Annotated in this window: 20 protein-coding genes and 1 pseudogene; 10 read left to right on the top strand and 11 right to left on the bottom strand. The window is 53.8% G+C overall.

Annotated elements, in window-relative coordinates; genetic code table 11:
• Positions 1-23: 23 nt before the first annotated feature.
• Genes E3E26_RS06520 through thiC form a run of 4 tightly spaced genes read right to left on the bottom strand, consistent with a single transcriptional unit; the run spans position 24 to position 3,485 of the window.
• Positions 24-614, bottom strand: coding sequence for an IMP cyclohydrolase (locus E3E26_RS06520; RefSeq protein ID WP_167900480.1), 591 nt, complete (start codon positions 612-614; stop codon positions 24-26).
• Entirely contained in the window at positions 611-1,543 is a 933-nt protein-coding gene (locus E3E26_RS06515; RefSeq protein ID WP_167900479.1) for a formate--phosphoribosylaminoimidazolecarboxamide ligase, read from the bottom strand. The genes E3E26_RS06520 and E3E26_RS06515 overlap by 4 nt, the downstream gene beginning before the upstream one ends.
• The gene (locus tag E3E26_RS06510) at positions 1,540-2,199 is read right to left on the bottom strand and encodes a phosphoribosylaminoimidazolesuccinocarboxamide synthase (protein ID WP_167900478.1); all 660 of its coding nucleotides are present in this window, start codon (positions 2,197-2,199) and stop codon (positions 1,540-1,542) included. Before E3E26_RS06510 ends, E3E26_RS06515 begins: the two co-directional genes overlap by 4 nt.
• Positions 2,196-3,485 carry a phosphomethylpyrimidine synthase ThiC gene (gene thiC / locus E3E26_RS06505; RefSeq protein ID WP_167900764.1) on the bottom strand — a complete coding sequence of 430 codons (1,290 nt, stop codon included), beginning with the start codon at positions 3,483-3,485 and terminating at the stop codon, positions 2,196-2,198. The genes E3E26_RS06510 and thiC overlap by 4 nt, the downstream gene beginning before the upstream one ends.
• 80 nt (positions 3,486-3,565) lie before the next feature.
• Here thiC and E3E26_RS06500 point away from each other — a divergent pair, with 80 nt between their 5' ends.
• The 6 genes from E3E26_RS06500 to E3E26_RS06475 all read left to right on the top strand — a co-directional run bounded on the left by E3E26_RS06500 (position 3,566) and on the right by E3E26_RS06475 (position 10,341).
• A complete protein-coding gene (locus E3E26_RS06500) occupies positions 3,566-4,327 on the top strand; it encodes a sulfide-dependent adenosine diphosphate thiazole synthase (RefSeq protein WP_167900477.1) in 762 nt (253 codons plus the stop codon).
• Between the two features lies 1 nt (position 4,328).
• Complete coding sequence (gene thiM, locus E3E26_RS06495) at positions 4,329-5,120, top strand: hydroxyethylthiazole kinase (protein WP_167900476.1); 792 nt, start codon at positions 4,329-4,331, stop codon at positions 5,118-5,120.
• Position 5,121: 1 nt separating this feature from the next.
• Entirely contained in the window at positions 5,122-5,739 is a 618-nt protein-coding gene (thiE, locus tag E3E26_RS06490) for a thiamine phosphate synthase (protein WP_167900475.1), read from the top strand.
• Position 5,740: 1 nt separating this feature from the next.
• Positions 5,741-7,051 carry a bifunctional hydroxymethylpyrimidine kinase/phosphomethylpyrimidine kinase gene (thiD, locus tag E3E26_RS06485; protein ID WP_167900474.1) on the top strand — a complete coding sequence of 437 codons (1,311 nt, stop codon included), beginning with the start codon at positions 5,741-5,743 and terminating at the stop codon, positions 7,049-7,051.
• A gap of 441 nt (positions 7,052-7,492) precedes the next feature.
• On the top strand, positions 7,493-8,320 hold the full coding sequence (locus E3E26_RS06480; RefSeq protein ID WP_167900473.1) for a DUF835 domain-containing protein: 828 nt from the start codon (positions 7,493-7,495) through the stop codon (positions 8,318-8,320).
• A gap of 95 nt (positions 8,321-8,415) precedes the next feature.
• Positions 8,416-10,341, top strand: a complete 1,926-nt coding sequence (locus E3E26_RS06475) for a GNAT family N-acetyltransferase (RefSeq protein ID WP_167900472.1) — start codon at positions 8,416-8,418, stop codon at positions 10,339-10,341.
• On the opposite strand, the gene E3E26_RS06470 is transcribed toward E3E26_RS06475, so the two are convergent.
• From E3E26_RS06470 to E3E26_RS06460, 3 genes are read right to left on the bottom strand one after another with little or no spacing between them, the layout of a single operon-like run.
• On the bottom strand, positions 10,301-11,053 hold the full coding sequence (locus E3E26_RS06470) for a heparan-alpha-glucosaminide N-acetyltransferase (RefSeq protein WP_167900763.1): 753 nt from the start codon (positions 11,051-11,053) through the stop codon (positions 10,301-10,303). The two genes, E3E26_RS06475 and E3E26_RS06470, sit on opposite strands and share 41 nt — an antisense overlap.
• Before the next feature lie 35 nt (positions 11,054-11,088).
• Positions 11,089-11,691 carry a CPBP family archaeomyxosortase MrtA gene (gene mrtA / locus E3E26_RS06465; protein ID WP_167900471.1) on the bottom strand — a complete coding sequence of 201 codons (603 nt, stop codon included), beginning with the start codon at positions 11,689-11,691 and terminating at the stop codon, positions 11,089-11,091.
• Positions 11,692-11,728: 37 nt separating this feature from the next.
• Positions 11,729-12,787: a peptidylprolyl isomerase gene (locus E3E26_RS06460; RefSeq protein ID WP_167900762.1), complete on the bottom strand. Its 1,059-nt coding sequence runs from the start codon at positions 12,785-12,787 to the stop codon at positions 11,729-11,731.
• 116 nt (positions 12,788-12,903) lie between these two features.
• Between E3E26_RS06460 and cysS the strand changes: the two genes are divergently transcribed.
• The 3 genes from cysS (at position 12,904) to E3E26_RS06445 (ending at position 15,410) form a co-directional block, all read left to right on the top strand.
• Complete coding sequence (gene cysS, locus E3E26_RS06455) at positions 12,904-14,334, top strand: cysteine--tRNA ligase (RefSeq protein ID WP_167900761.1); 1,431 nt, start codon at positions 12,904-12,906, stop codon at positions 14,332-14,334.
• A gap of 92 nt (positions 14,335-14,426) precedes the next feature.
• Positions 14,427-15,074, top strand: a complete 648-nt coding sequence (locus tag E3E26_RS06450; RefSeq protein WP_167900470.1) for a phosphoribosyltransferase — start codon at positions 14,427-14,429, stop codon at positions 15,072-15,074.
• A 12-nt stretch (positions 15,075-15,086) separates the two neighbouring features.
• Positions 15,087-15,410 carry a hypothetical protein gene (locus E3E26_RS06445; protein ID WP_167900469.1) on the top strand — a complete coding sequence of 108 codons (324 nt, stop codon included), beginning with the start codon at positions 15,087-15,089 and terminating at the stop codon, positions 15,408-15,410.
• Here E3E26_RS06445 and E3E26_RS06440 read toward each other — a convergent pair.
• A complete protein-coding gene (locus tag E3E26_RS06440) occupies positions 15,392-17,179 on the bottom strand; it encodes a DUF4932 domain-containing protein (RefSeq protein WP_167900468.1) in 1,788 nt (595 codons plus the stop codon). The two genes, E3E26_RS06445 and E3E26_RS06440, sit on opposite strands and share 19 nt — an antisense overlap.
• Before the next feature lie 91 nt (positions 17,180-17,270).
• Here E3E26_RS06440 and E3E26_RS06435 point away from each other — a divergent pair, with 91 nt between their 5' ends.
• Complete coding sequence (locus tag E3E26_RS06435) at positions 17,271-18,254, top strand: metal ABC transporter solute-binding protein, Zn/Mn family (RefSeq protein ID WP_167900467.1); 984 nt, start codon at positions 17,271-17,273, stop codon at positions 18,252-18,254.
• A gap of 51 nt (positions 18,255-18,305) precedes the next feature.
• On the opposite strand, the gene E3E26_RS06430 is transcribed toward E3E26_RS06435, so the two are convergent.
• The 3 genes and pseudogenes from E3E26_RS06430 to E3E26_RS06420 form a co-directional block, all read right to left on the bottom strand.
• Complete coding sequence (locus E3E26_RS06430; RefSeq protein ID WP_167900466.1) at positions 18,306-19,202, bottom strand: ABC transporter permease; 897 nt, start codon at positions 19,200-19,202, stop codon at positions 18,306-18,308.
• Positions 19,199-20,081, bottom strand: a pseudogene (locus E3E26_RS06425) (ABC transporter permease). The gene E3E26_RS06430 and the pseudogene E3E26_RS06425 overlap by 4 nt, the downstream one beginning before the upstream one ends.
• Positions 20,074-21,600 (bottom strand): ABC transporter ATP-binding protein, encoded by a 1,527-nt coding sequence (locus E3E26_RS06420; protein WP_167900465.1) that lies wholly within the window; start codon positions 21,598-21,600, stop codon positions 20,074-20,076. Before E3E26_RS06420 ends, E3E26_RS06425 begins: the two are co-directional and overlap by 8 nt.
• Positions 21,601-21,638 lie beyond the last annotated feature (38 nt).

Here is a 21,638-nt window from a genome sequence, read left to right as displayed (position 1 = left end):
ATATGGACTTAAAAAGAGAAGGTTCAAGGCCTGACCGCCACTTCCCAGCCACTCTCTTTTTCAACCACCCCAATCGCCAGCACCGGATGGGCGAACTCCAGCCTTAAGACTTTCTCGGCCAGTTCTTCAGCATTCGAAAAGCTCAGCTCCAGCTCTTCAATGCCATCAACGTTGTACGTCGCGGTAAAGAATGCCTTCCCTTCCTCCAGCTTAATGGCTTTAACCCAGAGCTCTTCTCTGCCAACGAAGCCGAGCCAGCCCCTAGCTTTCCCGCACTCCACTATGGCAGCTATCCTCGGTGTGCTGTAGTCATCACGCTCGTAGTCGAGGGCGTCGAGGACATGGATTAACGCTTTTCTCGGGCTTTCCTCTTCGAGAGCCTGCGCTATAAAGACAGTCTGCAGTCCGTTGCTCACGACCGCGTAGTTTTCGAGCAGCTTCACAACGGAATAGCTCACGTAGGGGTTGTCAGTCTCGGTCTGGTTGGCTATGTAAATTTCGTTTCCCCGAATAACCGCCCTCCTGTTAGGGAAGGAGCGGGAGTTCAGGCGGTAGAAGGCGAAGGGCCTCCCGTTGTTTAGGCCCACGCCGAGCATTCTCCCGACGTACCTCAAGTTACCACCTCCTCGAGGTGGTCCTCCTCGAGGGCGAGCTTAATCTCGCGCGCTATCCTCTCGCCCATGAGCATCGGCCTCTCCCAGTAGAGGGCCGAGTACCAGTGTTTGGCATTGCTGCCGCCGTCTATGCGCGAGGCGAAGCCTATGCAGCGGAATTCACCATCGTAGGCGAAGTGGAGAGCGAAGGGACCTATGATGCCGGGAGGTTCAAGCTCTTCCATGGCCTTGACGAAAGCCAATCCGTAATCGTAGAGCATTGGAATGAGCGACTCCCTCAGCGCTATGGCCTTGTTTCCCGCTATGGTGTAGGGGAGGGTCTTGAAGGGCCGCCTCTTGTTTGCGTCCGCGATGACCAAGCGCTCATCAACGCCAAAGAGCTCCAAACGGTTTAAAATCGGCGAATAGAAGAAGTGGACGTAAAGGTAAACGCCGTCTGTGAAGCGTTCAATCCTGTAGGGTTCGCTCAGGCCTTTGATCTTCTCCTCCAGTTCATAGCCGTAAGCCAAGAAGTGCCCGCTTCCGCCCCTCGGTCCCTCAAGGCGGACAAAGTAAAGCTCGTCTGGCTTAGCCTCTTCGGGCTCGATGACTTCAACCATCGGAATGCCGGCCTTTTTAAGGGCCATATCCTGGAGCTCAAAGCTGGTTTCCCACTTGAGGAAACGCTTGTTGCCGAAGAACTTAGTGTTTGCTTTCTCGATGGCCTCTATGCCAAGGTAGGCCACGAAAGAGCCGTGGGGTACGACGATGCCGTCATCACCGAGTACTTCCCTCATGTTTTCCGTTACGACGATTTCATCGACGAGCGGGATGGAGGAGTAGAAGGCCTTTCTATTCGGTTTGACGTAGAGTCTCGTTCTGAAGCCCTCTCTCTTTGCCCCCATGAGTATCTGAAGGGAGGAGTGGGAAGCTATGGTGGAGATTATCATTCTACCACCTCCAGGAGCTCTTCCTGACTCAAAAGCCTTCCACCCTTCATAACGCGCATCGTGTCGCCGCTGAGCTCGTCTATCACCAGAAGCTCTCCATTCAGCCTGCCGAACTCCAGCTTGAAGTCTATTAGCTCAAGCCCCTTTGTAGAGAAGAACTCCGCCAGGACTTCGGCGACCCTTTTCGTTACCTCCTTCATTTCCTCCAGCTCCCCTTCGCTCGCTATACCGAGCCGTAATATTGCTTCTTCGGTTATGAGGGGGTCGCCGAGCGAGTCGTCCTTGAGGGTGAACTCGACTATTCCCAGCTCTTGGAGGGACTCCACCCAGCCGCTGTATCTCCTGAGAAAGCTTCCATAAGCCTTGAAGCGGTATATAGCCTCCAGCGGAATCCTCTCCGCATTCAGAAAGCGCGCCCTTCTCTCGTCAATCCGCTCGACGAAGTGGGTCCTTATCCCGTTCCTTTCCAGCAGGCTGAAGAAGAACTCCGTCTGCTTGAGAACTGCACTCCCCTTGCCAGGTCTCTCGCCTATCACCTCGTTGCCACCCGTGTCCTCTCTGCCGTCTTCGCCCAGCAGGGAGTCCTTGAAGTAAAAGACTAGATACGGGCCATCCTCGTAAACGTCCTTCGTTTTGCCGCGGTAGATGAGCCTCACTCGGCCTCACCCTTCCTCAGCATGTCGTTGATGAGCTTTATCGCGCATAAATCGCCGCACATAGAGCATGCCTCGGTCTTTGTCGGTCTCTCCTTCCTTATCTCAACGAACATCTCCTTGTCCTCGCTGAGCTCGAACTGCTTCGCCCAGTTCAGCCTTCCCCTCGCGAGGCTCATGAGGTAATCCTTCTTAAAATCGGCCTCGAAGCGCGTTAGATTGACTGCGTGAGCGGCTATCCTGGCAGCTATAACCCCCTCTCTAACGTGCTCGACAGTCGGGAGGCCGAGGTGCTCCGCTGGGGTGACGTAGCAGAGGAAGTCAGCCCCGTTTAGAGCGGCTATGGCTCCGCCTATGGCCGCCGTGATGTGGTCATAGCCTGGGAAGACGTCGGTAACTATCGGACCCAACACATAGAAAGGAGCGTTATCCGTGGCGATCTTGGCCAGCTTCACCTGGGCTGCTATCTGGTCTATCGGAACGTGGCCGGGCCCTTCAACCATGGTCTGAACTCCTGCCTCTCTGGCTCTCCTAACGAGCCTTCCGAGGGTGTAAAGCTCGGCTATCTGCAGTTCGTCGCCAGCATCGGGCAGTCCACCAGGCCTCAACCCGTCGCCGAGGCTTAGGACGACGTCGTACTCCCTGGCGAGCTCAAGGAGATAGTCGTAGTTCTTGTAGAAGGGGTTCTCCTCGCCCCAGTGGAGTATCCACGCTGCCAGGAACGTTCCGCCGCGGGAGACCATGCCGACGATCCTCTTGGTTCTCTTCATCTTCTCGACGACCTCTTTCGTAACTCCAACGTGTATCGTCGTGTAGTCAACGCCGTCCCTGAAGTGCTTCTCCACAGCCTTCCACATGTCGTCCTCGGTCATCTCGATGATGGCCTTTCCTTTGGCCAGCATCTCCTCGGCGGCCTGGTAGATGGGAACGGTGCCAATGGGAACGTCCACCGCCTTCATTATGCGCTTTCTTATTTCATCGAGGTCGCCGCCAGTTGAGAGATCCATTATGGTATCGGCGCCATATTTGACCGCGATTTTGGCCTTCTCTATCTCGGCCTCGACGTCTACTATGTCGCGCGAGGTGCCTATGTTGGCGTTGACCTTGACGCGGACGACTTCACCAACTGCAACGGGCTTGACCCAATCGTGCCTCACGTTGCGGAATATGACGGTGTGGCCTTTGGCGACGCTTCTCCTCAGCTTTTCAGCACTTATCCCCTCGCGCTCCGCTATGAACTTCATTTCCTCCGTAACTACTCCGCGCCTAGCTTCCTCCAGCTGGGTCATTGCCACCACCGTGTATAACAAAGTTTTTAAATTTCAAAACTCAGTTTTCACCGCAGCTTATAAGCTTTGGGGTGGTCAGAATGCTGAAGGACCTCGAGATAAGTGGGGCGATAATCGAGGCTTACATGAAAGACCTGCTCGACAACCTCACGCTTGATGTTGCCATCATCGGTGCTGGCCCATCGGGCATGGTTGCGGCTTACTATCTCGCCAAGGGCGGAGCAAAGGTGGCAATCTTCGAGAAGAAGCTCAGCGTGGGCGGTGGAATCTGGGGCGGCGCGATGGGCTTCAACAGGATCGTCGTGGAGGAGAGCGCCAGGGAGATACTCGATGAGTTTGGGATAGATTACAGGGAGTTCAGACCGGGTCTTTACGTAGCCGATGCGATTGAAGTTGCCACGACGATAGCCAGCAGGACGGTGAAGGCTGGGGTAAAGATATTCAACATGGTTGAGGTCGAGGACTTAGTAGTTAAAAACGACCGCGTGGCTGGGGTGGTCATAAACTGGACGCCGGTGAAGATGACGGGCCTCCACGTGGATCCCCTAACGGTAGAGGCAAGGTTCGTGATTGATTCAACAGGCCATGGCGCTCAGATAACCCAGCACCTGCTGAAGAGAGGGCTGATAGAGAAGCTCCCCGGGGAGGGCCCCATGTGGGCCGAGATGGGTGAGAGGCTCACGGTGGAGCATACCGGGGAGGTCTTCCCGGGACTGTACGTCACGGGCATGGCGGCAAACGCAGTTGCCGGTGCCCCGAGGATGGGGCCGATATTCGGCGGCATGTTCCTGAGCGGGAGAAAAGCAGCCATTGAAATCCTCGAGAAGCTCGGGAGGGCCTGAGATGGAGTGGATTGGGGAGGCCCTCAGGAAGGTGCGGGAAAGGAGGCCCCTCGTGCACAACATCACCAACTACGTCGTCATGAACGAGACTGCCAATGCCCTCCTCGCGGTAGGTGCTTCACCCGTAATGGCCCACGCCATTGAAGAAGTGCGCGAGATGGTGGCAATAGCCGACTCCCTGGTGATAAACATAGGAACCCTCTCCTCTCACTGGATAGCCTCAATGGAGGAGGCGGTTAAAGCGGCCTCCGAACTCGGAAAGCCCGTCGTGCTTGACCCGGTTGGAGCTGGGGCAACGAGGCTTAGAACTTCAACCGCCCTCAGGCTTCTTGAGATCGGGGATATCTCGGTCGTAAGGGGGAATTTCGGCGAGGTTTCAGCGCTCCTCGGGGAGCACGGGAAAACGAGGGGCGTTGATTCCGCGGAATACTCCCATGAGTCGGCCAGGGAGCTCGCAGAGAAGGCCGCCCTAGAGTTTGGAGCCACCGTCGCCGTTACCGGACCCGTTGACTTCGTCAGCGACGGAAAAACTACCTATGCCGTTGAAAACGGCCACAAGCTCCTCGGAAGGGTCACGGGGACTGGGTGCATGGCGACGGCGATAACGGGGGCGTTCCTTGCCGTCGAAGAGTCCTTGAAGGCGGCCGTTTCGGCCCTGGTGGCCTTCGAGGTCGCGGCGGAGCTGGCGAGTGAAGTCCCATATCCCGGCACTTTCCACGTGAAGCTCTACGACTACCTCTACGCCGTAACCCCCGAGACGGTAACGGAGAGGGCAAAGGTAAGGAGGGTCTGAGGTGTCCCTCCGCGATTCCCTTCTTCTTTACGTCATCACCGCCCGCGGCGACCGTGGGGAAGTTCAAAAGGTCAGGGAGGCCCTCGAAGGCGGTGCCACATCAATCCAGCTGAGGGCTAAGAGCGTCCCGGCGAGGGAGGCCTACCTGGCAGGTAAAGAGATTCGAAGGCTTACCCGGGACTACGGGGCCCTCTTCTTCGTTGACGACAGGATAGACCTCGCCCTTGCTCTGGACGCGGATGGGGTCCAGCTCGGCCCGGAGGACATACCGATAGAGGTGGCAAAAGAGATTGCGCCGAACCTCATCGTGGGCGCCTCCGTTTACAGCGTTGAGGAAGCCCTAATGGCGGAAAAGCTCGGAGCTGACTATCTCGGAGCTGGAGCCGTCTTTTCAACCCCTACGAAGCCAGAGGCGAGGGTTCTTGGACTGGAAGGCCTCAAGGAGATAGTCAGAAGGGTCAGCATCCCGGTGGTTGCGATAGGCGGAATAACCGCTGAAAACGCGGGGGAGGTAATGAAAGCTGGTGTGGACGGCGTGGCGGTGATTTCTGCCGTCATGAATGCACCTGACGTTAAAAAAGCCACACAGGAGCTGAAAAAAGCTGTGCTGGGGGTCTGACATGGCCGTCCTAATCATAGCGGGCCTCGACACCGGGGGAGGGGCAGGGATTAAGGCGGACATAGAGACTGTCTCCGCTTTAGGGGAGCACCCGCTCCCCGTTGTTTCTTCCATAACATACCAGAACCCCGGCGAGGTTAGGGGCTACCACGTCCTTCCTCCAGAGCTCATCCGCGGGGAGATAAGGGCCGTCAAGGATTTCTTCGAGATTGAGGCGGTAAAAATAGGTATGCTCGGTAACGGAGAGGCTGTAAAAATAGTCGCTGAGGAAACGGAGGGCCTTTTAAGGGTTCTTGACCCGGTTTTGACTTCCTCCACCGGTCATCCCCTGATAGATGTGGAGGGCATCGAGACGCTAAAGGACCTCCTGATTCCGGGTTCAATAGTCACGCCGAACGTTCCAGAGGCCGAGAAGCTTACGGGGATGAAGGTTTCAAGCGTTGAGGACATGAAGAAGGCCGCCAGGATTCTCGTTGAGGAGTTCGGAGCCAAGGCGGCCGTCGTTAAGGGGGGACACCTCGACTACACCGACGTCCTTTACTGGAATGGAGAGTTCTACGAGTTCCGAGGTGAAATGATTGAAGGCTTCACCCACGGAACGGGCTGCGCATTTTCCTCGGCTTTGGCTTCCCTCCTCGCCAAGGGGATGGAGCTTCCAGAAGCTGTGGAGGAGGCAAAGCGCTTCGTTGAAACTGCGATAAGGTTCTCTTCCAGCGAGGGCAAGTGCATCAACCCCCTTGCACCGCTTGAAATCGACGTTGAGCGCTGGAGGACCTATTCAGGGCTCAAAAATGCAGTGAAACGGCTGGTGGAGATGGGTGAGCTTTTGAATCCCTTCGTTCCGGAGGTTGGGACGAACTTCGCCTACACCACTCCCCAAGGCGAGGTCTTCGCGGTGAAGGGTAGGATAGTGCGCTACGGAAAAACGATTAAACCCGTTGGACCGGTCGAGCTAAACGCGTCGGACCACCTAAAACGAGCCCTCCTCAAGTTCCGCGAGTTTTACCCCGAGGTAAGGGCCGTTATCAACCTCCGCTATTCAAGGGAGCTCATCGAGAGGGCAGAAAAGTTGGGCCTCACGGTTTCCTTCTACGACAGGCGCGAGGAGCCAGAGGATGTTAAGATTAAGGAGGGCGGAACGATTCCGTGGGGCATAGAGACGGCGATAAGGAGGGTCAGGGAGAGGCCCGATGTCATATACCACCTTGGTGACTGGGGCAAGGAGCCGATGGTCCTTATATTTGGAGAGAATCCTTTGAAGGTTCTTGAAAAAGTCGAGGGGCTTTTAGACGTTCCAAGGGGACAATCCTAAGGTGTTTCCGGGTTATTCCTCAGCCAGCTCAGGCCGATGGCACGACAGTCGGTAGAGGCATCCCGAACGGATCTCCCCTTTATTTTTCCCACTCCCCAATGGTTTATCAATTCTCTCAGTGGGCAAGCTAAGGTCGTAAAGCCAAATCGCTTTCGGGATCTCCTTATGAACCCCATAAATGCTCGCTTTCTCTTAACGGGCTTCAAAGTGAGCTTCTATTTTGGTGTCTTTACACAGACGTAATGGATCTTCCATTGACAACTGCAGGAGAGTTAAATAGCTTAAAGTTATAATTGTTTAAAATCGTCTAAACGGAAAATAAGGACTCATAAAGTCCCTAAAGTTTTGTTAAAGACTGCTGAATTATGCAACTACAATCACAGCCTATACAGCAACAGTTTTAAATTATCGAACCCTAACTTTCTAAGTGGTGGCATTTACATGGGTATAATTCAAATACTCCTAAGTGCTGAATTTAATGAAACTGTTACCTTGATAATCAACATAGCCACAGTGGCCTTGGCAGTTAAATTCAGAAAGTCCTTCCGGAGCACGTATCCCGGCGTAGGAAAGTTCTACGATGCACTTCTCCTTGCCACAATTGTATGGTTTATCGCAGAATGCTTCTACGCCCCGGGCTATTTTTCTGACTATTTCAGCGAAGAGTTCATAGAAAAATCTGAATTGATAGCCGATAACATATGGATAGTGTTTCAGCTGCTGTTTTTTTATGCCTTTGCGTCACTATTTGGAGCACTTATAAACAACTATCGGGTGGAGGTCGTTAAAGAGGTTCCAAAAGGCGGTGAGAACGAATCGGCATTAATGTTATCCCCTGGCACACACATAGTTTTCCCAGAAAAGGCGAAAGAGCTTTTCCTGAGCCTATTGAAGGAATATCCTGGCCTAGTGATTTCAAGAACACCCCCAGAGGAAATCAAGAGGAGACTCGGGCTTAAGCGGACGCCCGTCATATGGATCACGAGAGTAGAAGGGAAATCGCACGTCTCCCCCACCCGTCTTGAGTACTTGGGACATCTGGTGGTCGAGTTCTTCAAGGAAAACGAAACACCCAAGGTCGTTCTGATAGACTGCATAGAATATCTCGCTATCGAGAACGGCTTTCAGCAGGTTTTCAAGTTTCTCCTGAATCTCAAAGATTATGCCTCGGTGACCGATTCAATAATACTCCTGGTAACGTCCCGTGAAGTCTGGAAGGATCGGGAGTGGAAGCTTCTCACAAGGGAGTTTCCGGTTGTGGAGGGGTAATAATCAGGGGATAATCAGCCTCGCCATAAATGGAGTTAATTCGTGAAGAGAACAGTTATTAATTTCATCTCTCCAATTACCGATGGTGATAGCCGATGATTCTTAGAGGTCGGGTTGTGGGGAGCGAAATCCCGCGCTTCAAGCATCGATGGTTTGGGATTCTCGAGGTTGAAACTGAGGAAGGAAAGTTCAGACTCTACATGACGGGCAACGTTGCCCAGTGGTTTCTGACAGGCGATGAAGTGGAAATTAGGATTAGAGAAACGCCGAAGGAAAAGGAGGACTACAAAGTTCTTGACTTCGACGACTATGAGCTCTATAAGTTCTACTCTGGCGATAAGATAAAGGTCTGGCCCCTCTGGGAGAAGGAGGTAGAGGCCAAGCGCTTCTCCCCACTCACGGGAGAGCTCCTCTACACATACAAGCTGAGGGCAAGAGAGGCCAAATACGAGAGCGACTTCGAAGCTATAGCCGAGCTGGAGCAGTATCACTACGCCAGCCAGAAGGAAAAGGTGGCATTGTGGCGCTGTGAGAACGGCCACATCTTCGAGGCAAACACCAAGCAGAACTGCCCCGTCTGCGGCGCTGAAAGCCACATCCTCGAGATTAAGGGCTCTACTCCAGCTTCTCGCTTCCTGCTCCTTGAACTCGTCGAGAGGGAGGAGTACGAGCCCAGGATTTTAGCCTACGTAAGAATTGATCCGCCGATTCCGCTGATGCACAGACGGTTGCCCAACGGTGAAATTGAAAGGAACATCCGTGAGAAAGTCTTTCCCGAGGACTGGTTCCATCCGGCATTCTGGCCAGAGAAGATCATGAAAGAACTCTACGAGGAGCTCAAAAGGAATCACGGAAGAAAGGTAGCGCGTTCCCTCCTATGGGAAGAGGCTAAGTGGAGAGCTTTGAAAGAAACCAACACCGCTGGCGCTAGAATTGCGCGTGTTGTGGTTCATCCGGACTACCGTTCCGATGGTTTGGGTCAGCTGAGTGTTAGGGCTGCCCTTGAGTGGATAGCTGAGCGCAGGGTCCCGGAGATGAGAAAGAGGAAACACATAGTAGAGACCATAGCGCAGATGGCCCGCTATAACCCCTTCTTCGAGAAGGTCGGCTTCAAGTTCCTCTGGGAGACGGCAAGCGGAAGGCCTGTCCTCTTCTATCCGCTCACTGAGGAGGCCAAAGAATACATCGAGCGCTTCCTTCGCGAAGACCCCTACGCGCCAGAGGACGGTCGCCTGTGGAGGCCGAGCTACGGTAAGGTCGAGCCTCTGAGCGGCCCGATAGTCTTTAAGAACGTCAGCAAGGTCTTCGAGAGCGAGCTCGACGTTAAAGGATTACCTGAGGAGATTCAAGAGCTGCTGAAAGCCTTTGGAGTCAGGCACAGGGTTATACAGCGTCCAGTTTTGAGGAACCTTAACTTTGAGATAAAGCCTGGAGAGCTGATAGCGGTAGTCGGTGCGAGCGGAGCTGGAAAGACGACCCTGCTGAGGCTCATCCTCGGAGCGGCGAAGGGCTACTGGGAGGAGAAGTACAGACCGAGTGAAGGAGAAATCAGCGTCCCGGAGAACGTCAAGGTTTCCGTGCTTATACCCGGAGAATTCGAGCCTTCCTTTGGCTCAGAGAGCATATTGGAGCACGTTTACAGAAAGATTAGAGACCTCAACGCGGCTGTGGAGGTGCTCAACAGGGCTGGACTTAGCGACGCAGTTCTCTACCGCGCAAAGTTCGGCGAGCTCTCTACAGGTCAGAAGGAAAGGGCAAAGATAGCTTCACTCCTCGCTGAGAAGCCAAATCTCCTCCTCATGGACGAGTTTGCAGCTCATCTCGATACGCTCACGGCCATGAGAGTGGCCAAAAAGGTGGCCGAGATTATCAGGGAGGCCGGCATCACCGCCCTCATAATCACCCACAGGCCAGAGGTGCTGAGGGCTCTGGACCCGGATAAGGTGCTCTTCGTCGGCTACGGAACGGCGAGGGTTGAGGCTAAAGGGAAATCCCGGGAAGAGGGCCGTAAATCAGCATGAGGAGACCAACCAGCAGAGGCTGATGGACGAGATATATGCCGAGAGTGTGCCTGCCGACCACGCAGAGGGCTAAAACGAGAGGGTTTGCGGGGATTCTCAACTCCTTTTTCCTCATTCCCTCCGGATAGAAGACGCTGCCTGCTGTGAGACCGAGGAGGTAAACCCCAAACCAGGGAAATACCGGGAAATAGTCCGGGGAAGAAAATCCTTTGAAGGTTATTCCGAGGGGAAGAAGCCACGGAGGGCCGATTAGGTTTCTCACCCAGAGGGAGCCGAAGATGAAGAAGGCCGCCCACAAGAGATTAAGCTTCCCAAAGCGGTAGAAGGGAATCGCTAAGAGCGTTGCGACGCCGAGGAAGTGGAGAATCCCAAAGTAAATTGTCATGCCGTCGAGGAAAAGGTACGTGACGACCGTTATCAGCATGCCCAGGCCGAAGAGCTTAAGGAATCTCCTGAAGTACTTGGCGTAGGGACGGGGGTTCTTCTTGATCGTCCGGGAGTAACTTATCCAGAAGGAGAGGCCGGAGACGAAGACGAATATCGATGCCGTTGCATAGGCGAAAGCCTTCCAGAAGAAGGGATGTCCTGAATAGTTCAGGAAGAGCTGTAAATCCGTGACGAAGTTGGAGACAACCATCATAGTGATGCCTATCCCCCTGAGGAGGTCAACCTCCCAGAAGCGGCCGCGAGAGTACACCTCGGCTCCGAGCATAAACATTCCTTCGAGGCGGATTTAAAAAGGCTTGCTCAAAGGAGAACGCACATGACGTCGAAGAGGACCGAGCCGAGCCAGTGGAGGAGAAAGCTCGGAAGGAAGCTCTCACCCTTCAAATCCATTTTTGCAAAGACTATTCCCGCAAAGAATGCGTAGGGGATTTCGATACCTGGCTTTCCAATATGAACTAAGGTGTAGGGAACATCCTGGGCCAGTATAGCGAGCCACTCATTCTTCTTCGCCAGCGGGAAGAGCAATATCCCCCGATAGAAGGCTTCGTGGGCGAACATTATCGCACCAACAGCAAGCTCCTTGATGAGGAAGTCGGTCCAGCCGGAGTAGGCGAATATTGGATAGTAGTTTTTCATCTCGGGAACCCTCGTCCCGTACAGGCTTATCGGGATCGAGAGCAAAAAGAGAACGACAAACCACTTGTAACCCTTGCGGTTTCCAAGTTGAAAGCCGAGTTCTCTTGGCTTAAAACCGAGAAGATAACCAACGGCCAACGGCAGAACGACGTAAAAAGCTGTGTTGTAAGCTGCCCACTCGAAAACATTGTCTCCCCTGCCCCAGACGAGAGGGATGAACACAAGGGAGAGCGCATAGAGAAGCCAGGGGTTCCGCTTCAGTTCCATGGAGAAAAGTTAGGAAAAGAAGATAAAAGCTTTGGCCTCACTCAGTCTCTTCCTTCTTCTCCTCAGCACTCTCGGCCGACTCCTCGGCCTTCTTTTTGGTGGTCTTCCTCCTCTTGGCCGAGGTGCTCCTCTTTCTGGCGGTTTTGGACTTCTTGGTGGACTTCTTCTTCGGTTTCTCCTCAGCCTGCTCTTCTTTCCTGGTCTCTGGCTCCTCCTTGACCTCCTCCTCAGCCTCGGGAGTCTCTTCCTTCTTCTCCTCGCTTTCCTTGGCCTTCACTTCCTCAGCTTCGGTGATCTCTTCAGCAGGCTTCTCCTCCTCGGTCTTCTCGATGAGCGGCTCGCTGACCTCTTCCTCGAGCTCTATGACCTGCTCCTCCTCTTCCGGCGGCTTGAGGAGCTCGTCGACGCTCGGCTTGAACTTGACTTCCTCGTAGCCTATGAACTTGAGGTCGCTCTCAAGGAGTATCTCTCCGAGAACGAGGGTGTTCTTGTCGACCTCATCAACGAGCTGGCCGAAGTCAACGGTGACGTCCTTCTCGCCGACTTCGATGATGACCTTCTCCTTGTCGACGTTCGGCATGCGGAGCTCTATGAGGGCCTTGACCTTCTCAATCGGGTCCTCTATCTTTTCAAGGACCTCAACCTCGTAGACGAGGTGCTTGCCGGCGTAGGGGTGGTTGAAGTCAACTCTGACGCGGCCGCCGCTGACGGTGAGAACCTTGCCCTTGAGCTTCCTTCCGCTCTCGGTCTCTATCTCAACCGGCATTCCGGGGAACGGGAAGATGCCCTGCCTCCTGAACTGGCCGAGGGTGAAGGTCTTTATGAGCTTGGGATCGCGCTTTCCAAAGCCTTTCTCAGGCGGGATAATTATCTCGTACTTCTTCCCGACCTCGAGGCCCTCGAGCTGCTCGTCAAGGCCCTTGAGGACATGGCCGGCGCCGACGGCTATCGGGACAGGGCCGTAGATGCCCTTCTCGTTGTAGATGCCGGCCTTTTTGGCAACCTCCTCATAGGTGGTGTCAAAAATCTCCCCGGTTTCTTTGACCTTACCGGTGTAGTGAAGCCTTATGACGTCTCCCTTCTGAACCTTGACCATGAGCATTACCTCCTTTTCGTGCTCCTACCCCGATTAAGGGAGTTGGTTTTTAAGCTTTCCCACCGGGCGATAACCTAATAAAACGCCTCGGCAAAGTTCACCCGGTGGTGAGAAAGATGGCCATTAGAGTGTACAACACCTTGACGAAGCAGAAGGAGGAGTTCAGGCCCCTAAGGGAAGGGGAGGTCAGGATGTACGTCTGCGGTCCCACGGTTTACGATTACACCCACCTCGGTCACGCCAGAACCTACATAGCCTTCGACGTCATCAGGCGCTATCTCGAGCACAGAGGTTATACCGTTCTCATGGTCATGAACTTCACCGACATAGACGACAAGATTATCAGGCGCGCCAACGAGACCGGCGAAGACCCTAAGGAGCTCGCTGAGAAGTTCCTTCGCTACTTCCTCGAGGACATGAAAGCTTTGAAGGTCAAACCGGCCGATATCTATCCGCGCGTTACGGAGCACATTCAGGACATTATAGACTTCGTGAGGAAGCTCCAGGAAAAGGGCTACGCCTACGAGGGGAGCGATGGGGTCTACTTCGAGGTCAGGAAGTTCAAGGACTACGGTAAGCTGAGCGGAATAAAGCTTGAAGAGCTGGTTAAGGGAGCGAGGGTTGAGCCCGGCGAAGGCAAGAAGAATCCCGAAGACTTTGCCCTCTGGAAGAAGGCGAAGCCTGGAGAACCCAAATGGGAAAGCCCCTGGGGCGAAGGCAGACCTGGCTGGCACATCGAGTGCTCCACTATGAGCACCAAGTACCTCGGCGAGAGCTTCGACATCCACGGCGGTGGAAACGATCTTATCTTCCCTCACCACGAGAATGAAATTGCCCAGAGCGAGGCCTGCACAGGTCACGAGTGGGTCAGGTACTGGCTCCATACAGGCTTCGTGATGGTTTCCGGCGAGAAGATGAGCAAGAGCCTCGGCAACTTCGTGACGATAAGGGAGCTCCTCCAGAAGTACAGCCCCGAGGTCATACGCTTCTTTGTCCTCCAGAAGCACTACCGCTCGCCGCTCGACTACACAGAGGAGGGCATCCAGCACGCCAAGAACAACCTTGAGAGGCTCTACAACACTCTCGAGAACATCCGCGTGGCGATGGAGAAGGCCGATGTTGCATTCAGGTGGGGCAAGGAGGAGTTCGAGCTCTACGAGACTGTCAGGGAAGCAAGAAAGAAGTTCTACGAGGCCATGGATGACGACTTCAACACGGCCGAGGCACTCAAGGCCGTCTTTGAGGTCTCCAACGCGGTCAACCGCTACCTCACGAAGGTCGAGAAGCCCAAGGAGAGCGTTCTCAGGAAGGCACTGGAGTTCTTCAAGATAATAAGCGAGGTCTTCGGTCTCTTCGAGGACTACTTCAAGGAGCAGAAGGCCAGTGATGAGGAGGCACTCATAGAACTCCTCGTCGCGGTAAGGGCGGAGCTCAGGAAGCAGCGCAACTTCGCTCTGGCGGACAGAATCAGAGACGAGCTCAAGGCTCTGGGCATACAGCTCGAGGACACGCCACAAGGAACAATATGGAAGAGGATTAGTGTTTGATTTTTTTCTGCCTCTTTTTGCCATCTTCCCGTCAAAACGCTGAGCGTAAGGCTTAAATATAACCTTTCCTTTGCTCCGTTAAGGGAAATCCAATGAAGAAGTTTCCGGCTTATCTCGCTTCTTGGGACGATATAGAGAAGTGGGCAAAGGAGGGCGCATGGAAGGTTCTTGAAGACGGCTGGAGACCGGACGTTATAGTCGGTCTTGCCAGAGGCGGCTGGATTGCGGCAAGACTTTACTGCGACTACCTCGGCGTTAAGGACCTCGTCAGCCTCAAGGTGGAGCACTGGGGTGTTACAGCCACTCCGGACGGAAAGGCAAGACTCAAGTACGGCAGCAACTACGACATGAGCGGAAAGAATGTTCTTATTGTGGACGACATCAGTGACACTGGAGAGAGCTTAACCCTAGCGAAGAATTACGTGGAGAACCAGAAGCCGGCAGAGGTTAGGGCGGCAACACTGCTTACAATAAGAGGCTCCCGCTTCAACCCAGACTACTACGGCGAGGAGATCGACTGGGCCTGGATAATCTTCCCCTGGAACTTCGTGGAGGACATGATAAACCTCGTTAACAACCTTTTCGAGGAGAAGGAAGCCCTAACCACCGATGAAATCGTCGAGCTCTTCAAGGAGCTCCATGGCATTGATGTTCCGAAAGGTAGACTTGAGGAAGCCCTCAGAATGGCCGAGCGCAGGAAGGTTTTTAAGTTCCGCGACGGAGCCTGGCGCAAAGCCTGAGGGTGTGGTAGCTTGGACAGGAAGAAGACCGTCGAGGAAATCAAGAACCACAGCGTCTATGCCAGGGAAATCTACGACATGCATAGCGAGAGCATCAACGAGGCCATAGACAACTACGAGCAGCTGAAGGAGGACTACCTGAACGACCACTCGCGGGCGAGGATAGTAAGAATAGTCTTCAACGACGACCATGGCCTCCCATTAGCCATAGAGTTCAACAGAAAGGATGACAGCTTCAAGGGCTTTACCATAGCCATCGGCAAGCCGCACATCAGAAGCGGAGACAATGGCGGAAAAAAGAGGGAAGAAAAGACTCCTCAAGAGGCTTTAGGCTGAACGTAGAATCCCATCTCTATCTCTTTTCCATTGAAGATTTCGTAGCTGCTGAGGTAGTAGGTTGGATTCTTGTAGAGCCTCGTGCCGTAGCGGTCTGCTCCGGCTATCCATACAATGTAGTTCTCAGGGTTGAGCGGGTTCCTGATGGCCATTATCACCGATGCGTTGAGGTAGTTGGCGTTCCACCCCTCAAGGACTGGATAGGCATCGTTCTCTTGGAGTATGAAGGAGGCAATGCCCCAGTCCCAGTGCTCCGACCTTTCCAAAACCCACTCGTCTCCGTATTTCACAAAGCGCAACGGAAAGTCGTCCTGGAGTTCGGCAATAATCTTGTTGGCAAGGGGGCCGCCAATGAGGATAAGGTTCTCCCTCAGTTCTTCGTCGGTAACGTTGACGTCGGCCTTGACGACTACCGCGACGCCGTCTGGCCACTGGGAGTAGAAAGTCTCAAGGTAATTCGCAACAATCTCAGCCGTCTCCCTGTCGTATTCGGTTCCACTCGGGTCTGGATTCTGGGTGCCGTAAACTACGATGACCTTTCCAGCAACGGCCCCCCTGTCGAGGGCCCTGAGGAGTGTCACTGGAACGCGCTCCAGGTATAACTCTCCCGCTTTCTCGGGCGGAATCTTTTCCTTGAGCTCGCTCATCATGTCAACGACGTAGTCGCCCAGAGGTTTTCCTTCCTGAACGCTTATCAGGGTGTACTTCTCGTAGATTTCAACCATGTCTTCTATCCAGAACTCTCCCCATGCCCTCTGCATCCACATCGCCAGCTCCACGTAGGCGGGGTCAACACTCTTCAGTGAAAAGTCCATCCATCCGTCAGCGAAGCCCTCGTACACCATCATCGTGTCCCACCAGAAGTGTATGTCATAGGTCGCAAGGTAAGGCATGTCCTCCTCTATCGTATCCTCGAGGTATCTGAGGTCGTAGGTGAGGCCGTAGTTCCAGTTCAGTTCCTCGGTCGTGATGTCATGGCCAAGCTCGTGGTAGACGAAGCCGAGATAGATGAGCTCGTCCAGTCTCCTGTTCTTAATGTAGTCCCTGTTGAGCGGCAAACCAAACATTGTGTCGCGGGCTGTCTTGTATGTCCACTCAGTCCTCTGAGGGTCGCGCCTCACCAGGGGGATCATTCCGCCAGCGCCGTATATCTGTGTGCCGTTGATTACCGGGTTGAAGCTGTGGCCGTGGATGGCAACGAGGTAAGGATGATAAAACTCAAAGCGGACGTTTGTGAGGTCCATGTACTGTCTCATGAACTCATCCGGCGGAAGGAGTTCAAGGGCACTAGCATAGATGTCAATATCCTGCCAATAATAATCCTGATGGGCCTCATAGAATGCCATGAAGTCGGTTTCCGTTGCGAAGTCTCTCAGAGCATCGAGAAATCCAATGAGCCATTCGTCGGTGAAGTTGTACCATGACTTCAGCTCTGGCGGCTCCGTGCACATCAAGAGATATGCCTCGAGGTAGTAGAGCCTCATGTCCCTGTCTGGGGTCGTCGTAGCGTTCTCCAAATGCTCCCTGAGCATCTTGACGGCCGGATGATTTCTATATGGGCCAAAGTAAGCGTCAACATCACTGAGGTAGTCCCCTCTGTTGATGACGAAGGTGTCGTTTCTTCCAAAAGCCAGATAATATACCACTGAAAGAAGCTCCGAGTTGGGGCTTATAGTTACCGAGACTTTGGAACTGACATTGTAAGCGCTTACTGAAACGGCACTACTCAGGAACAACAGCATGATTATTAACGCTGCTAATCTCTTCATAACGACACCCAGTGGTAGTCCGGGCGGGAACTTATAAAACTTTCCGACAACCTTTAAAGTTAATCGTTGAATTCTGTTAGGGTGACCGAAAATGAGGGCGAGAACTCTACTCATAGCGTTGCTTTTAATCGGATCACTCATTCCACTCACCAGTGGAGCTGGAGAAAAGCCCCTCGTGGTGACGAGTATAGCACCTTTGGCAACGATAGTTCAGGATGCCTTCGGGGATTCTGTGGAGGTTGTCTACATAATCCCCCTCGGCGCAGATCCGCACGAGTACCAGCTGAGGGCAAGCCAGATCGAGCTCCTGCGCCAGGCAGACGTCATAGTGACTACCGGAGGCCATTTACCCATGGAAAAGAAAATCGCCGAGCTGAAAGAGGAAGGAACAATAACCGGCGAGACGCTCTTCATAGACGACTACAAAGCTGAAGGCTTCCGGTATCTAAGCGAGCACTGGTACAACAGCAAGGACAACCCACATGGTATATGGCTCGATCCCTACAACGCGATGGCAATAGCTCAGGCAACCGAGAAAGCCCTCGAAAAGGCCGACCCGTACAATGCCGAGCTATACAGAAAAGAGTTCGAGAGCTTCAGGGAGCGCGTTGGGACTATCGTCGAGGCTTATAAGGCCCTCATGACGGAAAACAGGACTGCTGTTATACAGATGCCCTCCAACCAGTACGCCATTGAGTGGCTCGGCATAAAGGCAGTTGCCTCGATAAAGCCAGAGGAAGAAGTCCCAGCACTTGGAGTTGACGAGCTCGTCTCCACCGCCAGGAAAACCGACCTCATAGTTTATGGAAAGGAAAGCCCTGACCAGCTGAAGGAGGCAGCCAAAGAGTTAGCTGTAAAGAGCGGGAAGCCCCTGGCCGAGATAACGGTCTTCTGGAAGGACAAGCCCTACACGGAGGTGCTTATAGAGAACAGCGCCGCGGTGGTCAAGGCGCTCGGAGAAAAGCCCCCTGAAGAACTAGCCGAGGCCAGGACAGACGTCACACAGTATGTCGTCGTTTCCATCATTGTCGGCCTTGTCTTAGGCACTGCTCTTGGAGTAATCCTCAAGAAGTGAGCCTTTTCTTCCTCCCAACTTTGTCGGGAAAGGGAAAATGAGAAGAGAGAGTCACTCCCTCTTGTAGGGCCTGCCGTCCCACTTGGGCGGGCGGACCTTTCCTATTATTCCTGCCACGATGATGATAGTCATCACGTATGGCAGCATCTGGACGAACTGCCACGGGACAACCTGGCTGGACTGGACCCATATTGCCACCGTGTCGAAGAATCCGAAGAGGAATCCTCCGACCAGAGCCATTAGCGGGTTCCAGCCGCTGAACACCATGTTGGCGAGCGCTATGAAACCCCTTCCAGCTGCAACGTTCTTGGTGACCGCTCCGACCCAGTCTATGCTGATGTAGGCTCCAGCGAGACCCGCCAGTGCAGCACCGTACACTGCCGCCCAGAAGCGGTACTTCTCAACGTTCAGGCCTATGGCATCTGCTGCCTCTGGGTTCTCACCCATGGCCCTTATCCTCAGTCCAAGCGGCGTTTTGAAGAGCACCCAGTAGGTGACGAAAGTTATGACGAGGGTCACTATTATCATGGGGCTGATGTTCCCGTAGGCGGTGTTCCAGTTGGGAACCCTGACGGTGTCTGGAACCTGGTGCTGACCTGCCGTTCCCCAGTAGGCCATGATACCGAAGGGGACGAGACCCATGGCGAGGAGGTTTATACCGATACCCGGGATGATGTGGTCTCCCTTGAGGTAGACCGTGATGAAGCCGTGGAGCATTCCGAGGAGGGCGCCGACAAAGGCTCCCCCAAGGAGACCGATGAACCAGCTTCCGCTGACTTCTGCCGCAATAGCGCCGAAGAAGGCACTTATCATTATGATTCCCTCGTAGCCGATGTTGACTATTCCAGCGCGCTCGCTGACAACCGCACCAACGCTCGTAAGAACTATGGGCACCATGGCCATCAGTGAGGTCACTAGGATTGGGACGATTGATGATCCGAGGCTCATGCCCTCACCCTCCTCAAGTTCTTGAATATGTCAAGCAGACCAGGAATCGCGACGGCAACGACGATTATACCCTGGATGACGTAGATAATCTCGAGCGGAACCCCTGCTCCAATCTGCATCATTGTTGTTCCAGCACGGAGCATGCCAAAGAACATTGCCGCGAAGATTATGCCCAGTGGGTGGTTTCTTCCGACGAGGGCGACGCCTATTCCGTCGAAACCATAGCCATAGATGTTGGCCATTCCCTGGCTTATGGCATAAGTTGGAGGTCTTCCCATGACCTCAACGGCGCCAGCGAGACCGCTCGCAAATCCGCCTATGACAAATGACCATATTATCGCTTTCTTTGGATCGATTCCTCCGTACTCTGCACCCTTCGGATTCGTTAGGATCATTGGGATTAGCGTATGGGCCCGTAACAAGGTATAGGACGGCATACCAAGCTATCCAGTTTAGCATAATGGTTGAGATAACTTCGTGAACACCGCGGAAGACCTTGAGGAAAGCTGCTGGAAGGCCCCACATTGCCCCAACCAGCATGCCCATGAGGAGCCCAAAGATGACGTTGCCGTAGATGTTGGTGAATATTATCGCAGCTATTGCTCCGAAGTAAACAGAACCCTCGGCACCGATGTTAAAGATTCCTGTCCTAGCGCTTATTGCGAATGTCAGAGCGGTGAGCATGATTGGGGTGGCGTAGCTAAGTGTAGAGGCTATTCCTGATGCAGAACCAAGGGAACCCTTCAGGAGCCAATAATAAGCCTCAAGAGGGCTGTAGCCAAACGCGAGGAGGATTATCGCACCTAGGAAGAATCCAATGAACACCGCCAGCAGGCTCTCCGCGAGCGGCTTGAGGAAGCCCTTCACCTTTTCATTCACGTCTGATCCCTCCCATCATCATTCCAATCTCTTCCTCTGTGACCTCCTCGGGCTTCACGATGCCCATGAACTCTCCCTCATACATGACGGCCATCCTGTCGCTCAGCTGGGTTACCTCATCAAGGTCGGCGGAAACGAGCAGAACGGCCTTGTTCTCGTTCCTAAGCTTGACGAGGTAGTTCCTGATGTACTCGGTGGAGGCAACGTCGACACCCCTCGTGGGCTGGGACGCGACTATCAAGACAGGCTCCTTGCTGACCTCTCTGGCAACGATGAGCTTCTGCTGGTTTCCACCGCTCAGGCTCTTTGCTGGAGCGGTTATGCCTGGAACGACTATATCGAACTGCTCAACGAGTTTTTTAGCGTGCTCCCTGACGGCGTTCCACCTTATCGAGTTAAGCGGCCCCTTGAATTTCTCCCTCCACTGAAGACCGAGGATCGAGTTCTCGGCGACGCTCATGTCGACGATGAGACCCATATTTATTCTGTCCTCTGGAATGTGGGCCAGCCCGAGGTCGTAGAGTTCCCTCGGTGGCCTGCCGGTGATGTCCTTATCGTTAAGAATGACCTTTCCTTTCTCAACCTTCCTGAGACCGGTTATGGCCTCTATGAGCTCTGTCTGACCGTTGCCCTCAACGCCGGCTATACCGAATATTTCGCCGGCGCGAACCTCAAAGGAGAGACCCTTGACGGCGTCCTCACCTCTGTCGCCCTTAACCCACAGGTTCTCAACCCTAAGAATAGGCGCTCCCGGCTCTTTGGGGGGCTTCTCCACCCTGAGAACGACCTCCCTTCCAACCATCATCTTGGCGAGTATCTGCGGCGTGGCGTCCTTGGTGTCTATCGTGCCTATGAGTTCACCCTTTCTGAGGACCGTAACGCGGTCGGTTATCTCAATGACCTCCTTGAGCTTGTGGCTGATGAAGATTATCGTCTTGCCCTGGCTCTTGAGCAGGCGGAGAACCCTGAAGAGCTCCTTGACTTCTATCGGGGTGAGAACAGCCGTGGGCTCATCGAGGATAAGTATGTCGACATCCCTGAAGAGCATCTTGAGGATTTCAATCCTTTGCTGGACACCGACGGGCAGCTTCTCAACAGGGATATCAAGGGGAACCTGGAAGTTTAGCTCGTCCATCAGCTTCTGGAGCTTTTCCGTGGCCTTTTCCACATCTATCTTTGAGAATAAACTGTGCCCCTCCATTCCGAGGATTATGTTCTCAAGGGCGTTAAACACCTCAACAAGCGTGAAGTGCTGGTGAACGATACCAATGCCCTTTTCCAGGGCATCGGCGGGGCTCTTAAAGTGAACCTCCTCACCGTTTATGTAGATTTTACCCTCCGTGGGCTTTATCATACCGGAGAGGATCTTCATGAGGGTAGTCTTACCCGCTCCGTTCTCACCTAACAGACCATGAATCTCGCCCTTTTTAACGGAAAAGTCAACCCCCTTCAAGGCCTTCGTACCGTCGGAGTAGACCTTTACAATGTTCTTCATCTGTATCAGCGGCACTTCTTCCATGGCGACACCCCCTGCAAAGAGAAACGGAAAAAGAAGAA

It is taken from the genome of Thermococcus sp. LS1 (genome assembly GCF_012027395.1).
In the GTDB taxonomy this organism is placed as follows: domain Archaea; phylum Methanobacteriota_B; class Thermococci; order Thermococcales; family Thermococcaceae; genus Thermococcus.
The sequence above is the reverse complement of the archived record's forward strand: the minus strand, read 5'-3'. Positions and strand labels throughout refer to the sequence as shown.

Bases quoted from the DNA above. Each gene is read 5' to 3' on its own strand.
- thiC (WP_167900764.1), bottom strand. From the start codon at position 3,485: ATGACCCAGCTGGAGGAAGCTAGGCGCGGAGTAGTTACGGAGGAAATG.
- E3E26_RS06515 (WP_167900479.1), bottom strand. From the start codon at position 1,543: ATGATAATCTCCACCATAGCTTCCCACTCCTCCCTTCAGATACTCATG.
- E3E26_RS06420 (WP_167900465.1), bottom strand. From the start codon at position 21,600: ATGGAAGAAGTGCCGCTGATACAGATGAAGAACATTGTAAAGGTCTAC.
- cysS (WP_167900761.1), top strand. From the start codon at position 12,904: ATGGCCATTAGAGTGTACAACACCTTGACGAAGCAGAAGGAGGAGTTC.
- mrtA (WP_167900471.1), bottom strand. From the start codon at position 11,691: ATGGAACTGAAGCGGAACCCCTGGCTTCTCTATGCGCTCTCCCTTGTG.
- E3E26_RS06435 (WP_167900467.1), top strand. From the start codon at position 17,271: ATGAGGGCGAGAACTCTACTCATAGCGTTGCTTTTAATCGGATCACTC.
- E3E26_RS06460 (WP_167900762.1), bottom strand. From the start codon at position 12,787: ATGGTCAAGGTTCAGAAGGGAGACGTCATAAGGCTTCACTACACCGGT.
- E3E26_RS06450 (WP_167900470.1), top strand. From the start codon at position 14,427: ATGAAGAAGTTTCCGGCTTATCTCGCTTCTTGGGACGATATAGAGAAG.
- E3E26_RS06470 (WP_167900763.1), bottom strand. From the start codon at position 11,053: ATGCTCGGAGCCGAGGTGTACTCTCGCGGCCGCTTCTGGGAGGTTGAC.
- E3E26_RS06475 (WP_167900472.1), top strand. From the start codon at position 8,416: ATGATTCTTAGAGGTCGGGTTGTGGGGAGCGAAATCCCGCGCTTCAAG.
- E3E26_RS06480 (WP_167900473.1), top strand. From the start codon at position 7,493: ATGGGTATAATTCAAATACTCCTAAGTGCTGAATTTAATGAAACTGTT.
- thiD (WP_167900474.1), top strand. From the start codon at position 5,741: ATGGCCGTCCTAATCATAGCGGGCCTCGACACCGGGGGAGGGGCAGGG.
- E3E26_RS06440 (WP_167900468.1), bottom strand. From the start codon at position 17,179: ATGAAGAGATTAGCAGCGTTAATAATCATGCTGTTGTTCCTGAGTAGT.
- thiM (WP_167900476.1), top strand. From the start codon at position 4,329: ATGGAGTGGATTGGGGAGGCCCTCAGGAAGGTGCGGGAAAGGAGGCCC.
- E3E26_RS06500 (WP_167900477.1), top strand. From the start codon at position 3,566: ATGCTGAAGGACCTCGAGATAAGTGGGGCGATAATCGAGGCTTACATG.
- E3E26_RS06430 (WP_167900466.1), bottom strand. From the start codon at position 19,202: ATGAGCCTCGGATCATCAATCGTCCCAATCCTAGTGACCTCACTGATG.